General features: G+C 58.5%; 10 protein-coding genes and 1 pseudogene. All 11 read left to right on the forward strand.

Going from position 1 to position 14,753, the window contains the following annotated elements:
• The first annotated feature begins 442 nt into the window (after positions 1-442).
• The 11 genes and pseudogenes from pimC (at position 443) to ABIB00_RS37960 (ending at position 14,616) form a co-directional block, all read left to right on the forward strand.
• Positions 443-1,645: a pimeloyl-CoA dehydrogenase large subunit gene (gene pimC / locus ABIB00_RS37910; protein WP_354107875.1), complete on the forward strand. Its 1,203-nt coding sequence runs from the start codon at positions 443-445 to the stop codon at positions 1,643-1,645.
• Between the two features lie 92 nt (positions 1,646-1,737).
• Positions 1,738-2,925: an acyl-CoA dehydrogenase family protein gene (locus ABIB00_RS37915; RefSeq protein ID WP_354107876.1), complete on the forward strand. Its 1,188-nt coding sequence runs from the start codon at positions 1,738-1,740 to the stop codon at positions 2,923-2,925.
• Positions 2,918-4,996: a 3-hydroxyacyl-CoA dehydrogenase NAD-binding domain-containing protein gene (locus ABIB00_RS37920; protein ID WP_354107884.1), complete on the forward strand. Its 2,079-nt coding sequence runs from the start codon at positions 2,918-2,920 to the stop codon at positions 4,994-4,996. The genes ABIB00_RS37915 and ABIB00_RS37920 overlap by 8 nt, the downstream gene beginning before the upstream one ends.
• 68 nt (positions 4,997-5,064) lie before the next feature.
• Positions 5,065-6,219 carry a thiolase family protein gene (locus ABIB00_RS37925; RefSeq protein WP_354107877.1) on the forward strand — a complete coding sequence of 385 codons (1,155 nt, stop codon included), beginning with the start codon at positions 5,065-5,067 and terminating at the stop codon, positions 6,217-6,219.
• Positions 6,220-6,225: 6 nt separating this feature from the next.
• Complete coding sequence (locus tag ABIB00_RS37930) at positions 6,226-6,606, forward strand: Zn-ribbon domain-containing OB-fold protein (protein WP_354107878.1); 381 nt, start codon at positions 6,226-6,228, stop codon at positions 6,604-6,606.
• A gap of 689 nt (positions 6,607-7,295) precedes the next feature.
• A pseudogene (locus ABIB00_RS37935) lies at positions 7,296-8,376 on the forward strand (ABC transporter ATP-binding protein).
• Between the two features lie 89 nt (positions 8,377-8,465).
• Positions 8,466-9,515, forward strand: coding sequence for an ABC transporter substrate-binding protein (locus ABIB00_RS37940; RefSeq protein ID WP_354107879.1), 1,050 nt, complete (start codon positions 8,466-8,468; stop codon positions 9,513-9,515).
• Positions 9,516-9,764: 249 nt separating this feature from the next.
• Entirely contained in the window at positions 9,765-10,538 is a 774-nt protein-coding gene (locus tag ABIB00_RS37945) for an SDR family NAD(P)-dependent oxidoreductase (protein ID WP_354107880.1), read from the forward strand.
• Positions 10,539-10,895: 357 nt separating this feature from the next.
• Positions 10,896-12,365: an AMP-binding protein gene (locus ABIB00_RS37950; RefSeq protein WP_354107881.1), complete on the forward strand. Its 1,470-nt coding sequence runs from the start codon at positions 10,896-10,898 to the stop codon at positions 12,363-12,365.
• A 319-nt stretch (positions 12,366-12,684) separates the two neighbouring features.
• A complete protein-coding gene (locus ABIB00_RS37955) occupies positions 12,685-13,557 on the forward strand; it encodes an SDR family NAD(P)-dependent oxidoreductase (protein WP_354107882.1) in 873 nt (290 codons plus the stop codon).
• Between the two features lie 174 nt (positions 13,558-13,731).
• Positions 13,732-14,616, forward strand: coding sequence for a MaoC/PaaZ C-terminal domain-containing protein (locus tag ABIB00_RS37960; RefSeq protein WP_354107883.1), 885 nt, complete (start codon positions 13,732-13,734; stop codon positions 14,614-14,616).
• The last annotated feature ends 137 nt before the right edge of the window (positions 14,617-14,753 follow it).

A 14,753-nucleotide genomic window follows, 5' to 3' on the forward strand; every position in this document is an offset into this window, starting at 1 on the left:
CGTCTGCTCATAGTCTCTCCTGTTCACGGCGATTATCGCCGCCTTCAGGCAGAAACTCCACTTAGCGACCTGTTCAAATTTGCGAAGCCGGCTCTGTTGTCGCATTTGGGCGTGATGATCAGGCCCACAAATAGCACCTGGTTAGCTCGTTTTTGGCCTGGAGCAAGCCGTAGGCTCCATGTCACGGAAACGCTCGTTTTGCAGAATTTCTCCAATAGCAGGCGGTCTTTTGCAGCCTTTATGCATCGGTCCAGTTTACCTCTCCTGTCATCACGGCCTGCCTAACCTTAGCAGAGACTTTGCTGGGTGGCTCGCGGGCCACCCAAATGAGCAGGGGCCGCACTCCCTCGCTTTGATCGTTGTGTCTATGGCGGCTCATATTTTGGGTCCAATAACTGCAACGGAACTACGGCTGAAACAGAATCCTCTCAGGACAAATCGAATGGATATCGCGTTCACAAAGCAAGAGCAGGCGTTCCGCGAAGAGGTGCGTCACTTTCTGCGCGACAGCGTCCCCCCGGAGACGCGCCGTAAGCTAATTGAGGGAATTGGTCTGTCCAGAGACGAGATGGTGGCTTGGACGCGCATTCTGCACAAGAAGGGTTGGGCTGTGCCTGACTGGCCCAGAGAATATGGCGGAACCGATTGGACGCCAGCCCAGCTGTATATATTCGGTGAAGAGTTGCAAACCTATCCGGTGAAAGGATTGCCGGACTTTGGTACGTCCTTAGTGGGCCCCGTGATCTATACTTTCGGCACCGAGGCGCACAAGAAGTACTACCTGCCACGCATTGCAAACGGAGATGATTGGTGGTGCCAGGGCTTCTCGGAGCCTGGCGCAGGTTCCGACCTCGCCTCGCTCAAGACGCGGGCTGTGCGGCAAAGCGACCACTACATCGTTAATGGCCAGAAAATATGGACAACTCTCGCCCAACATGCCGACTGGATCTTCTGCCTCGTCAGGACCAATCCGGATGTTAAGAAGCAATTGGGTATTTCCTTCCTGCTGATCGACATGAAGTCGCCCGGAATTACCGTGCGCCCAATCCAACTGATCGACGGTAGCTATGAAGTCAACGAAGTTTTCTTCGACAACGTCCGCGTTCCCGCCGAAAACCTTGTTGGCGAGGAAAATAAAGGCTGGGGCTATGCCAAGTTCCTCCTTGGCAACGAGCGGTTCAGCATCGCTAGTATTGGATCTTCCAAAGAGCGTGTCAGGCGCATCAAGACACTCGCCGCGCTATGCCGTGTCGGGCATGAGCGGCTGATGGACCAGGTCGCCTTCCGCGAAAAGGTCGCGGCTCTTGAGGTTCGCCTAAAGGCATTGGAGATGACGCAACTCCGGGTGGTGGCTAATGCATCCAAACACCGAAGCACTACCCAAGACCCCGCGAGCGCTATCCTGAAAATTAAGGCGTCGGAGATCCAGCAGACGACAGCCCAACTTTTGATGGACGTCGTCGGGCCCTATGCACAGCCCTACCTATCGGACGACGATAACCAGACCCATAACACTCCGCCGATTGGTCCGGATTGGGCCGCGGCGATCGCGCCCGCCTATTTCAATGTCCGAAAGGTCTCGATTTACGGCGGCTCTGACGAAATCCAAAAAAACATCATTGCCAAGGCGATCCTCGGCCTCTGACGATCTTTGTCGATCGAGGAGGCGAGGCGCACGCCTGTTCGAGGCGGGGCTTTAGGGGGGCTAACACGGCCCGCATTCAGGAGAGTTTACCGGTGGACTTTGATCTTTCAGAGGAGCAGCGGCTTCTCAAGGACAGCGTTGAGCGCCTGATGGTCGAAAGTTACGGCTTCGACCATCGGCGCAAGTACCAGAATGAAAAGGTGGGCTTTAGCGAGACCATGTGGACGCGCTATGCCGAACTTGGGCTTTTGGCGCTGCCGTTTTCTGAGGCTCACGGCGGCTTCGGCGGCGGGGCCGTCGAGATGATGATCATCATGGAGAGCTTTGGCCAGGCGTTGATCCTTGAGCCTTATTTCGCGACCGTAGTCCTCGCTGGCGGCATTCTGCGGCATGGGGCAAACGAGGCGCAAAAGACCAAACTCATCCCGGCGCTTGCGCAAGGCCGCATGAAGCTTGCCTTCGGATACACCGAGCCACAATCGCGCTACGACCTATTCCAAGTAGAGACACAGGCGAAGAAAGACCGCGACGGTTGGTTGATCAGCGGTGCCAAAGGCCTTGTTCTTCATGGTGATACGGCCGACAAGATCATTGTGTCTGCGAGAACGGCTGGAGGGCCGCGGGAACAGGACGGGATAGGCCTCTTCATCGTCGACGCCGCGGCGCCGGGCCTCATGCGCCGCAGGTATCGAACACAGGATGGTCTGCATGCGGCAGAAATCAGTCTCGAGAATGTGCGCGTTGAGTCCACCGATGTGATTGGAGATCCCGCGGGCGCATTTCCAGTCATTTCGCAGGTCGCGGACGAGGCGGTCGCAGCAGTTTGCGCCGAAGCCGTCGGCTGCTTTGCAAAAATGCAATCGATCACACTCGACTATCTGAAGACGCGCCAGCAATTCGGGAAAACCATCGGTTCGTTCCAAGTGCTTCAGCACCGTGCGGTCGATATGTTCGTCGAACTTGAGCAGTCCCGCTCCATGGCGATGTACGCCGCGATGATGGTAGCCGAAAAGGATGCGACGCAGCGCGCTCGAGCGGTTTCAGCGGCGAAGGTCCAAATCGGGCAGTCAGCGAAATTGATCGGCCAGCAGTCGATTCAGTTGCATGGCGGCGTCGGCATGACAATGGAATACAGCGTCGGCCATTATTTCAAGCGGGTCACGATGATCGACACGTTGTTAGGAGATGCAGACCATCACGTCCGGCGGCTCGCATCGTTGGGAGGACTGATTGATGGACAAGAAAATGGAACACAAAGCGAGGAAGTGCCGCATGGGTGAGCCCGTGAAACTCGGACATCATGATGTCATCGCCACTATCACAATCGACTATCCTCCCGTGAATGCGCTAAGTGCTGCGGTCCGCGGTGGTATATTGCGTTGCATGAACCTAGCGGTCGCTGATCCGAAAGTGAAGGCGATCGTTCTGACCTGTGACGGCCGCACATTTATCGCGGGGGCGGACATCACCGAATTTGGCAAGCCGCCCCAACGACCATCGTGGGACGAATTCATGGCGGCCATTGAGGACTCGCCGAAGCCGGTTGTCGCTGCCATCCACGGCAATGCGCTCGGGGGAGGGCTGGAAGTCGCATTGGCTTGCCATTTCCGGGTCGCGACTGAGGACGCCAAACTCGGTCTGCCTGAGGTCAAGCTGGGCCTTCTGCCCGGCGGGGGCGGAACGCAACGCCTCCCCCGCGCCGTTGGGCCAGAGCTTGCAGTAAAGATGATCGTGGGGGGTGACCCGATCACTGCGCGAGAAGCACTGAATAGTGGCCTCATCTCGGAGATAGTGGAAACTTCAGCGGCTGGTGGGCAAGCCTTTGCCCGCAAGGTTCTGATCGAGCGGCTGCCAGTCCGCAAGCTCCGCAACGATGACTCAAAGCTCGCCGCGGCAAAAGCCGACCGCTCGATTTTCACCAGCGCAGTCGCCTTGATGACCAAGCGGGCGCGCGGGCTGGAAGCGCCGTTCGCCGCCGCCGATGCCATCCGCGCTGCGATCGACCTGCCGTTCGAACAGGGGCTTAAAAAGGAGCTCGAAGGCTTCGACAAGCTACTCGGAAGTGATCAGTCCAAGGCACAACGGTATGCGTTCTTCGCTGAGCGCGCTGCGAACAAACTTTCAGGGCTCCCCGAAGGGACGATGCCACGACAGATTGAACGTGTCGCGGTTATCGGGGGTGGCACCATGGGCGGCGGCATCGCTATGTCCTTCGCCAATGCTGGCGTTTCTGTGACCCTCATTGAGAGCACAGACGAACTGCTCAAGCGTGGTTTGGGTACCATTCAGAGGACCTGGGAAGCATCGGCCGCGCGTGGCAGCATCCCGGCCGACGCTCCCAAGCAACGCATGGCCTTTATCAACCCCGCGGTAGGCCTCAGCAACGCGCAGGATGCGGACCTCGTCATCGAAGCGGTTTTCGAGACCATGGCCGTCAAGAAGGAGGTGTTCGCACAACTCGCAAAGTACGCAAAGCAAGGTGCGGTCCTCGCCTCCAACACGAGCTACCTGGACATTGACGAGATCGCCTCGGTCACCGATCGTCCGCAGGACGTACTTGGCATGCATTTCTTCTCGCCTGCCAATGTGATGAAGTTGTGCGAGATCGTGCGGGGACCGCGAACCGCACCGGACGCGCTGATGACCGCGGTATCGATGGCCCGCCAAATTGGCAAGGCGCCGGTTGTCGTCGGCCTCTGCCATGGCTTCGTCGCCAATCGCATGTACGATCCAGCTTTCAAGCAGGCAGATAGGCTGTTGTTCGAGGGTGCGCTGCCGCATCAGATCGACGCAGTTCTGACGAAATTCGGCATGCCGATGGGTCCGTTCGTCATGGGCGATATGGCAGGCTTAGATATTGGCTGGCTTTCGCGCAAAGATCGGGGCCTTAAATCGGAGATCTCCGATGCCCTTTGCGAGGCAGGCCGGTTTGGTCTGAAGGCCGGCAAGGGCTGGTACAAATATGAGTCCGGCTCGCGCGCGCCAATTCCGGACCCTGATGTCGAGAGACTGATCGATGAGACGCTCATCCGGTTGGGCCGCAAGCGCCGAGCCATCAGCGACGAAGAAATTCTCGAGCGCATGATGTACTCGATCGTCAATGAGGGCGCTCGCGTCCTCGAAGAAGGGATTGCCGCCAGACCCGGCGACATCGATGTGGTCTGGCTCTATGGCTTTGGTTGGCCGGTCTATCGTGGTGGGCCGATGTATTGGGCCGATCAGGTCGGGCTGAAGCATATCGTCGACCGCCTCGCGTTCCATGCAAAGCAGACCAACGATCCCTCACTGGAACCGTCATCGCTCCTCAAGCGGTTGGCGATACAAGGCAAGGTCTTCGCCTCTCTCACATAGCCATTCCCAGACCTGAAAGTGCGATATCGACACCATGGCCCCTCACTAAACAAAGGAATAGCAACGCGATGCTTCGCGATGAACAAGCCTATATCGTCGGTGCGTATGAACATCCCACGCGTAAAGCACCCGACAAGTCAGTCGCGCAACTGCACGCCGAATGTGCTGCTGGGGCACTTGCCGACGCTGGGTTGACCAAAGACGACGTCGACGGCTACTTTTCGGCCGGCGATGAACCCGGCTTCCGCCCCGTCTCGATGGTCGACTTCCTGAATCTCAAGGTGCGACATTGCGACTTCACCGACATTGGCGGTTCCGCCCCTTTGCAGCACATTGCCCACGCTGCGCAAGCTATTGCGGCCGGCAAATGCAACGTGGCCTTGGTCACGTTGGCTGGAAGGCCTCGCAGCGCACCCGTCAATTTCCAGCCCGACGTTACTCAGCCAGATTTGTTGTGGGAACGGCCCCTTCGGCAAAGCCTCCTGGATATCTACGCCTTGTGCGCACGTCGTCACATGTATGAATATGGCACTACTAGCGAGCAGCTGGCCTGGATCAAAGTTGCCGCCTCTCACCATGCGCAGCACAACCAACACGCCATGCTCCGCAAGGTGGTCACCATTCAAGATGTGCTGGCGTCTCCAATGGTGTCTGACCCTTTGCATCGACTTGACTGTTGCGTCATCAGCGATGGCGGCGGAGCCGTTGTAGTGACACGCTCAGAGATCGCAAAGAGTCTCAAGCGTCCGCGGGTGAAGGTGATCGGGTCAGGCGAGGGCATCCAGGGACAATCTGCAGGTGCAGTCGAGCTTACCGCTTCGGCGGCCAGGCAGTCCGGAACCGTCGCATTTGCCGAGGCTGGCGTGAAGCCAAGCGATATCCGCTACGCTTCAATTTATGATAGCTTCACCATCACCGTCCTCATTGCGCTGGAGGATCTCGGGTTCTGCGAGAAAGGCCACGGCGGCCGGTTTGTTGCCGACGGAAACCTAATCTCCGGTGTTGGCCGGCTGCCTTTCAACACAGATGGCGGCGGTCTCTGCAGCAATCATCCAGCGATGCGTGGCGGAATCACCAAGGTGATCGAGGCGGTCCGCCAGTTGCGAGGCGAGGCCCATCCCGCCGTTCAGGTCAGGGATTGCGCGCTGGCGCTGGCACATGGCACGGGGTGGCTGATGGGGACGCGCCACAGTAGCGCCACCCTCATCCTTGAACGGGAGTAATCACCAATGATGGGCATAGACTTTATAGCACACAGTCCAGAGACTAAGCCTTTTTGGGAGGCAGCTGCTAATGGCCGTTTCGTGCTGCCACGATGCCAGCAGTGTCATAGGGCCCACTGGTACCCGCGAGGTATCTGCCCACATTGTCTATCGATCGATATCGACTGGCAGGAATCTTCGGGCGAGGGCGAGATTTACTCCTTTTCTGTAAACCGCATGGGCAACGAGCCCTACGTGCTCGCTTATGTGGCGCTCACGGAAGGGCTCATCATGTTGACCAATGTGGTCGACGCAGATCCGGCCACACTGTCGATAGGTACGAGGGGCAAGGTGGTATTCAAGGCCGCCGCGCCGCAAGCCCCCGTTCCTCTCTTTGCTGTACGTTAGTAGTAACCGATCGACTCGCTCGGCTCAAATGCTATCGCCTTCGCTCCTCTGTCTGCAGTCGAGGAGTCGCCGCGAAGGCTCGTGAAACAATGGGCCGACTACGGCCGACCCATACAGTATCTCTGAGGCCAAGCACGGAGCGGAAGGTCGAGCAGCGATCCTACACAGAATAGACAACCGGCGCCGCAACGATGGGAGCGCCGGGACTGCGAGAGCTTCGCAGGTCTCTCCCCGGCGGCTGAGACACATGCGCTTGCTTCATAACACATGGAAATGATAGTTGCGTCGAGCGCTCTGCGCTTGAGACCGCATCGCAGCGACCTCACAACGGTATGAGTGATTAACACTACTTCAGGAGTCGTTATAAGGGCTGATAAGACTTACCCGCTTAGCACGCTCGCGTCGCCCTGAGCGAGCAACTTCCCTGTCAAAGAGCAGGATGATCTGCAAAGGCGCCAAACAGTCACGCACGCTTAGGTTCAACACCATCGTCGACGGAAACCTCACGCTTGCCGTGAATCGCGCGGAATTTCAGCTCTTCGTAGGCCATATCGACGAAAACCATCGCTGTCAGGGCGTACATTTTTTCTGAAGAAGACTTTGCTGCTGGCCACCAGACCGCAGGTAAACAATGAAGGTGAGGAAACGGTGGACCAACCGATAGCGCCTTATGCAAGGGAAGAGGATGGATGCCAGCGAACAATGCCTTTGTGGAATTTTCTGGGGTTCAGAAGACCTACGACGGCGAAAAGCTGGTCGTTAAGAACCTCAATCTGGATATCGCTCGGGGGTGAGTTTCTGACGATGCTGGCCATCTGCCTCCGGCAAGACGACTACCGTGATGATGCTTGCCGGCTTCGAGGCGCCCACCTATGGCTCGGTCCTGCTGGCGGGCGCTCGATCAGCAACATGCCGCCGCGCAAACGGGACATCGGGATGGTATTTCAATATTACGCGCTGTTTCCGCATATGACCGTGGAGGAGAACCTCGCCTTCCCGCTGAAGGTTCGCAAGCTTGGGAAGTTGGAGCGAGAAGCGAAGATCAAGCGGGCGCTCGACATGGTTCGTCTTGGTGCCTATGGCGGGCGGCGGCCGGGCCCGCTTTCCGGTGGCCAGCAGCAGCGCGTCGCGCTGGCACGCGCGCTCGTCTTTGATCCCAAGCTCGTTCTGATGGACGAACCGCTCGGCGCGCTCGACAAGCAATTGCGCGAGCACATGCAACTCGAGATCAAGCATATCCACGAGGATCTCGGCGTCACCATGGTCTATGTCACGCACGATCAGGGCGAGGCGCTAACGATGTCGGACCGGATCGCCGTTTTCGATGATGGTGTCATCCAGCAACTCGCAGCGCCTGCCGAACTCTACGAGCGGCCGCAGAGCCTTCGTCGCCCAATTCATTGGCGAGAACAACCGACTGACTGGCAATATGGTGGCGATAAACGGCGCGAGCTGCGATGTGGAGATTCCGGGCGCCGGCAATGTGCAGGCGCTCGCCGTTAATATTGACGCAGTTGGCGGGTCGACGGTGCTGTCGTTGCGGCCCGAGCGGGTGAAGTTGAACCCTGCGCCAGGCTCGCTGCCCAATGTCTTCAGCGCACAAGTTGCGGAAGTGATCTATCTCGGCGATCACGTGCCCGCCCGCGTTACGTTCTGCGGTCACGATGATTTCGTCATGCCGAATTCGGAAGGGGCGGTGCAGGTCGACCCGGTGCGATGATCACCATCGGCTGGAACACTGAGGATTGTCGGGTGCTCGATGCGCCTTGATTGACGACCACGGCCCTGCCGAGCAGGGCCCGGCTGAGACTTTGGCAGCGCTGCCTTCATCTTGGGGGTGGCATAGAGGGGAGAGAGCAATGATGAGAACGTCACTGATGATCGCGAATAGCCTGGCCGTCGTCGGCCTGACAGTGGGCATGTTCGCAGCAACGCCCGCCGTTGCGGACGATCAACTCACGGTCACGGCCGGAGGCGGGTCCTTCCAGCAGGTCCTGCGTAAGGTCATTTTCGATCCATTCTCAAAGGCGAGCGCGATCAAGATCAACGAAGCCGAGTACGACTACAGCAACGCCAAGATCCGCGCCATGGTCGAGACCAAGACCGTGAGCTGGGACGTGGTCTACGCCAGCGAATCGCAAATCCAGCAACTGTGCGCTGAGGGGACCATTGAGACCATCGACTGGAAGAGGCTCGGCCTCGACCGGGACAAGTTCGAGGGTGACTACACGGAGTGCGGGGTCCCCGTCATCGACTCTGCAACCGTCGTTGTTTATGACAGGGATAAGCTTCCGAACGGGCCGAGGACGATCGCCGATTTTTTCGATCTCAAGAAATTCCCGGGCAAAAGGGGATTATACAAGAGCGCGCCCGTCGAGTGGGCATTGATCGCCGACGGCGTGCCCGCAAAAGATGTTTACAAGGTGCTCAACACGCCAGAGGGAATTGATCGCGTTTTCAAAAAGCTCGACACGATCAAAAAGGAGATCGTTTGGTGGACGGCTGGTGCACAGCCGATGCAGCTTCTCGCCGATGGTCAGGTCGTCATGACTGACGCCTGGCACGGTCGTGTCTATGATGCAGTCAAGAACTCCGGCAAGCACTTCGAGATCATGTGGGACGCCGCGGTATTGAACGGCAACGCATGGATAATTCCCAAGGGCACGCCGCGATTGGACGATGCGTACAAATTCATCGCGTTTGCCAGTACGCCTCAGGCGCAAGCTGGCGTGGTAAACAATACCGCCTATGGCCCCACCAATAAGGATGCGATAGCGCTCGTCGATGCGACGGTTCAGCCTCATCTTCCGAATAACCATATGAGTAATGCTTTCCGGATCGGGGCGAGTTTTTGGAGCGAGAAGGGCGATGAGCTCCGCCAGCGCTTTACAGCCTGGCTAGCCAAGTAAGGCTGAACGGAAGAAGCAGCGGCGAGGACATTCTCCGTCCTCGCCGTCTCCCTCGGACCTGATGAGCAGGATGTCTATAGCGAGCGTGAAGGCGACGTCATAAGCTCAATCACGATGGTCGCGGACCAATGTCACCCAGCCAGTCTCTGCTCGTGGGTTGCTGCGTGCATTTGCGCTGCTTCCGAGTGCTGACCCATGTCCGCGTGCAGACGATCCCGACTAACCGGCGTCTTGAAAAAGGTAAGTGCTATGGATTTCCCACTGCCGAACTTTTCTATCGATCTGACGGGACAGACCGCACTCGTAACCGGAGCATCTTCAGGGCTCGGCGTCAGATTTGCCAAGGCACTCGCACGATGCGGGGCACAGGTGGCGCTGGTGGCAAGGCGGATCGAGAGACTTGAGAGCACTGCCACGGAGATCAACGTGGCCGGCGGCAAGGCCATATCGCTGCAGCTCGATGTGACCGATGCCGAACAGCTGATCAGGGTTGTAGCGGAAGCAGAGCGCCAACTTGGTTCGGTGACAATTCTAGTCAACAATGCGGGTATTCCCGACGCGCAGCACGCTACCAAGATGCCGATAGAGCTGATTGATCGCGTGCTAGACACAAATGTTCGAGCGCCCTATGTGCTGTCATGCGAGGTCGCGCGGCGATTGATTGCAGCAAAGCTTCCCGGCCGCATCGTCAACATCGCGTCCTCCTCGGCCTACTCCTATGGAGGCAATGGGGCTGCCCTCTATTCGATCAGCAAGGCCGCAGTCGTCCGTATGAGCGAAGCCCTTGCCGTCGAATGGGCGAAATTCAACATCAATGTCAACGCGATCGCGCCGGGTGCGTTCTCGTCTGAAATGATGGATGGCATGCTGCAACGCGTGGGCGACATAACGAAGGGATTTCCGCGGCCGCGCATCGGTAACCCGGCGCAACTCGACAGCACGCTGCTGTTCTTGGTCTCGCCATCATCCGACTTCGTGACCGGCACCTGCGTACGCGTCGACGATGTGCAAGACGGGCGCTAGATAACCCACCTGCATCTGGACAATGCCTCAGTACGATACAGAAGCTGGCTTGTCCGCTTCGAGCCAACTCACGTCCTTCGAGAGCCGACAAGATAGTTCTGAACAGCTTCGCTTCCGCGCGGCAGAACGGCTGTTCAATCGCGGATTGCCTTGGTGCGCCCAAACGCTACATACTGGTTTCGAGTGGTGAGCTTCTGCATGAAAGAACAGAAGCCCGCCTGATGTGAGCGCTATATCGCCTGAACTTGGCGTTTTTCTTCTATGCACGTGAGCTATAGCCTCGGGGCAGCATGCCAATGGTAAGCGCAGGTCGCGCGGCTCGAGTGAGGGCGAGGTCGGACGGAAATGGTTGGAGACATGATCCCATTTGGCGAGAAGTTGTATCGACGTGCTCAGGCGACGCCGGACGCGCCGGCAGTTAGTTGCGGCGAGATCAGCCTCTCGTGCAGGCAGTTGGAGGCGAGAGCGAACCGAATCGCACGGGCGCTGCAAAAGCTGGGCGTCAAGCTCGGCGACCTCGTTACCATAGGTCTGCCCAACAGTGTCGACTTCATCGAAGCCTGCTGGGGCGTCTGGAAGCTGGGCGCGTCTCCCCAACCTGTGTCCTTCCGACTGCCGAGTGCCGAGTTGCAAGCCATTATCGACCTGGCCGATCCGCCGGTCGTGATCGCCTTTCCGGGTATGGAAACTAACCGCCGACGTGTCACAGTCAGCGACCTGCTCGCGTTATCAGATGATGACCGGCCGTTCGAGCCACGTGTCGCTCCAGTGAAGCAGGCCGCGACTTCCGGCGGTTCGACAGGGAGGCCGAAGCTCATTCTATCCGCGTTGCCCGGCCTCACGTCGGCCGAGCCGACTGATGATCCGGGCGGCTGGCGCTTCCGGCCAGGCGAAGCGGCTCTGATTCCTGCACCGCTCTACCACAATGGCCCCTTCGGGTGCGCCTTGGATGCGATAACTCAGGGTGGCCATTTGGTTCTTATGCCACGATTCGACGCTGAAGGTGTGCTCGCAGAAATCGAGCGGCGGAGGGCGAGTTGGATCTATTTGGTCCCCACGATGATGAGCCGCATATGGCGGCTGCCTGAGGAGGTGCGGGCTCGCTACGACATCTCGTCACTCAAGACTCTCTGGCACTTGGCTGCGCCCTGTCCGCCTTGGCTCAAGGAGGCCTTCATCGACTGGTTTGGGCCCGACGTGATCATGGAGCTCTATGGCGGCACCGAAAGCCAAGCTTGGACTACCATCACCGGACGCGAGTGGCTTGATCATCGCGGCTCAGTTGGCCGCGTAGCCGTGGGTGAAATGAAGGTCTTCGACACCGGCGGAAATGAGCTGCCACCGGACACAGTCGGTGAGGTCTACATGCGCCGCGGCGAAGGCTCCCAGCCTTCCTACCATTACCGTGGCGCGACGGCCCGTGCCCTGCCTGGCGGTTGGGAAAGCCTCGGCGACATCGGCTATTTCGACGCGGACGGATACCTGTACCTCGCTGACCGGCGTACCGACATGATCCTGGTGGGTGGCGCCAACGTATATCCCGCCGAGGTCGAGGCGGCTGTCGATGAGCACCCGCTGGTGTTGTCGAGCGCTGTGATCGGCTTGCCCCACGAGGACTTGGGCTCGTCCATTCACGCCATTGTTCAGGCTCGACCGGGGCTAAATACCGAGGGGCTGCTGGCGCATCTCGCTGAGAAGCTGGTGACTTACAAGCGTCCCCGCACTATCGAATTCGTTGAGGAGCCTTTGCGTGACGAGGCAGGTAAGGTGCGCCGTACCCAATTGCGCGACGAGCGTATCGCCCGCATGAAGTCGCTCGAAGGCTAAACCTAGCTGGTGTTTATTTCGAAGATGTAGCTGCAGGAGAGTGACGGCGAGAGCTCAGGCGGTATTTGTGCCCTCGCGGCGATATGGCATTGCCGCTGGTTCAACCGAGCCTGTGCTTGTGCCCGACCGGTGCGAGTTTCAGTACTTCGGCCGAGAAGCGCACCGACTGGCACTTGCGGAGCGATAAAATGCGACAGTTACGTTGCTGCAGCAAAGACTCACTAGCTCGCATTTCGCGATGCGAGTGTTGTTAGGTCCGAACCAACCCTCTTTCGGCAACCCGGCAGTGCTCGCAATGCAGAGATTTGAGGAGGATGGGATGGGACTCTTGAAAGGCAAGGTGGCAATTATTACCGGAGCCGGCGGTGGGCTCGGTGAGGCTTACGCAAAGCTGTTCGCTAAAGAGGGAGCGGCCGTCGTCGTCAACGACCTTGGCAGCACGCTCGACGGGTCCGGCACGAGCGCCGCTGCTGAAAACGTAGTGTCCGAGATCATAGCGACAGGCGGGCGCGCCGTTGCAAATGGGGACGACGTATCCACTCCAGCCGGCGGAGAAAACATCCTCCGGACTGCGATTGATGCTTTTGGGCAAATTGACATCCTAGTCTGTAATGCAGGCATCTTGAGGGACCGGACATTTGCCAACATCTCCGAGGAGGACTGGGATGTCGTTGTCAAGGTTCATCTGAAAGGCACCTACTGCTGCACGCTGCCAGTTTGGAGGTGGCTCAGGAGCAACGCTCGGCCAGGCGTAATAATTATGACGTCCTCGACGTCGGGACTATTCGGGAATTTCGGGCAAGCCAACTACGGGGCGGCCAAAGCCGGAATCTATGGCTTTATACGAGTTCTCTCCATGGAGGGCCGCAAGTACGGCATTCGCGTCATGGGCGTGGCACCCAACGCGATTACGCGGATGTGGGCAGACGTGCCCGGTTTCCAGGACGGCGACCCCGATCCCATTCTTAGTCCCGAGAACGTTGCTCCAGGCGTGCTCTTCATGGCCTCCGAGTTGGCGGCGGACCATTCGGGCAAGGTCCTCGCTGTGTCGGGCGAAGAGATCGCAGAAATTAAGATGCTGACGAGTGCGGGGTTTCATCCCAAAGGGAACTACACGGCGGAAGAAGTGGCTGCACACGCGTCTTCGGTGTTCTTCCCGGCGGACCTGAAGCGGCTCCCTATGAAGACTTAAGGGGCGTGCCTGGAGAAGCCTCATTCTTGCGGCGCGTCCGACGGACCTGCGTCAAGTCCTCTTCGCTGCTATGAAATGATCAATCGCACGTATCAGGCTTCCACCGGGCATCAACGCTTCACTTGGCGCAAGAGAACCAAATCTAATACTACGACCAACGTTCGCGGATATTTCATGCCGATTTATTATCCTGACATCCTGGAGCAGAAAAACGAGCCTCGCACCTTCACCTATGGCCACAAGGACGTGGTGCTGTACGCGCTTGGTATCGGTATGGGGCGCAACCCAATGGACGAACGTGAACTGCCATTCGTCTATGAGAAGGATATCAAGGTCTTGCCGACTGCGGTCGCAGTGCTGGCGTCCGGCAGGGGAGGAAACTCCGAGCCGGCGCCGAACCAGGAAGTAGGCCTTCGGATCAGCCGCTTGAATTGGCTGATGCTGGTGCACGGTGAGCAGAGGGTCGAGTTGCATAGGCCGTTGCCGTCCTTGGGTACGTTCACGGCCACGAGCCGCACGCTCGGCGCCTATGACAAGGGTAAGGATAAGGGCGCCGTCGTCGTCGACGAGACAGTGTGGATCGACGAAAGTGGCGAAAAGGTCGCCACGCTCACCGGCTCAAACTTCGCTCGCGGCGATGGTGGCTTCGGTGGGCCATCGAAGGGCGCGCCGGAACCGCACCTTGTCCCAACGCGCAAGCCAGACCTAGCGATCGCTTTAGATACCCGGCCGGACCAGGCGCTGCTTTATCGCTTAAACGGCGACCTTAATCCACTGCACTCAGATCCCAAAATGGCCAGGCAGGCCGGCTTTCCACGCCCCATCCTGCATGGCCCGTGCACATTCGGCATCCCTTGCTGGGCTGTGCTGCAGGCGTTCTGCGGTTACGATCCCACGAAGATCCTGAGTCACGAAGCACGCTTCTCGGCGCCCGTGTTTCCGGGGGAGACCATCACAGTCGATCTCTGGCAGGACAAAAATGTGATCTCGTTCGAGGCCCGTGTAGCTAAGCGAGGCGCAATCGTCATCAAGAATGGAAAAACAGTGCTGCGAACTTAGATCCACTCCGCCGCTAGTGGAGCGACTCTAACGCTTGTTTCACGCGTTTGACAGCGGCGAGGACGCGCTTTGGATCGGCGGTCCATACGAAGGGTTTGGGATCGGCGTTTGTCTCGGCGACGAAGCGGTTGATGGCG

Origin of the sequence: Bradyrhizobium sp. LB14.3 (genome assembly GCF_040547985.1) — a bacterium.
In the GTDB taxonomy this organism is placed as follows: Bacteria; Pseudomonadota; Alphaproteobacteria; order Rhizobiales; family Xanthobacteraceae; genus Bradyrhizobium.

Coding starts and splice junctions, on each gene's coding strand:
- ABIB00_RS37945 (WP_354107880.1), top strand. CDS start 9,765: ATGGATTTCCCACTGCCGAACTTTTCTATCGATCTGACGGGACAGACC.
- ABIB00_RS37940 (WP_354107879.1), top strand. CDS start 8,466: ATGATGAGAACGTCACTGATGATCGCGAATAGCCTGGCCGTCGTCGGC.
- ABIB00_RS37925 (WP_354107877.1), top strand. CDS start 5,065: ATGCTTCGCGATGAACAAGCCTATATCGTCGGTGCGTATGAACATCCC.
- ABIB00_RS37920 (WP_354107884.1), top strand. CDS start 2,918: ATGGGTGAGCCCGTGAAACTCGGACATCATGATGTCATCGCCACTATC.
- ABIB00_RS37955 (WP_354107882.1), top strand. CDS start 12,685: ATGGGACTCTTGAAAGGCAAGGTGGCAATTATTACCGGAGCCGGCGGT.
- ABIB00_RS37950 (WP_354107881.1), top strand. CDS start 10,896: ATGATCCCATTTGGCGAGAAGTTGTATCGACGTGCTCAGGCGACGCCG.
- ABIB00_RS37960 (WP_354107883.1), top strand. CDS start 13,732: ATGCCGATTTATTATCCTGACATCCTGGAGCAGAAAAACGAGCCTCGC.
- pimC (WP_354107875.1), top strand. CDS start 443: ATGGATATCGCGTTCACAAAGCAAGAGCAGGCGTTCCGCGAAGAGGTG.
- ABIB00_RS37930 (WP_354107878.1), top strand. CDS start 6,226: ATGATGGGCATAGACTTTATAGCACACAGTCCAGAGACTAAGCCTTTT.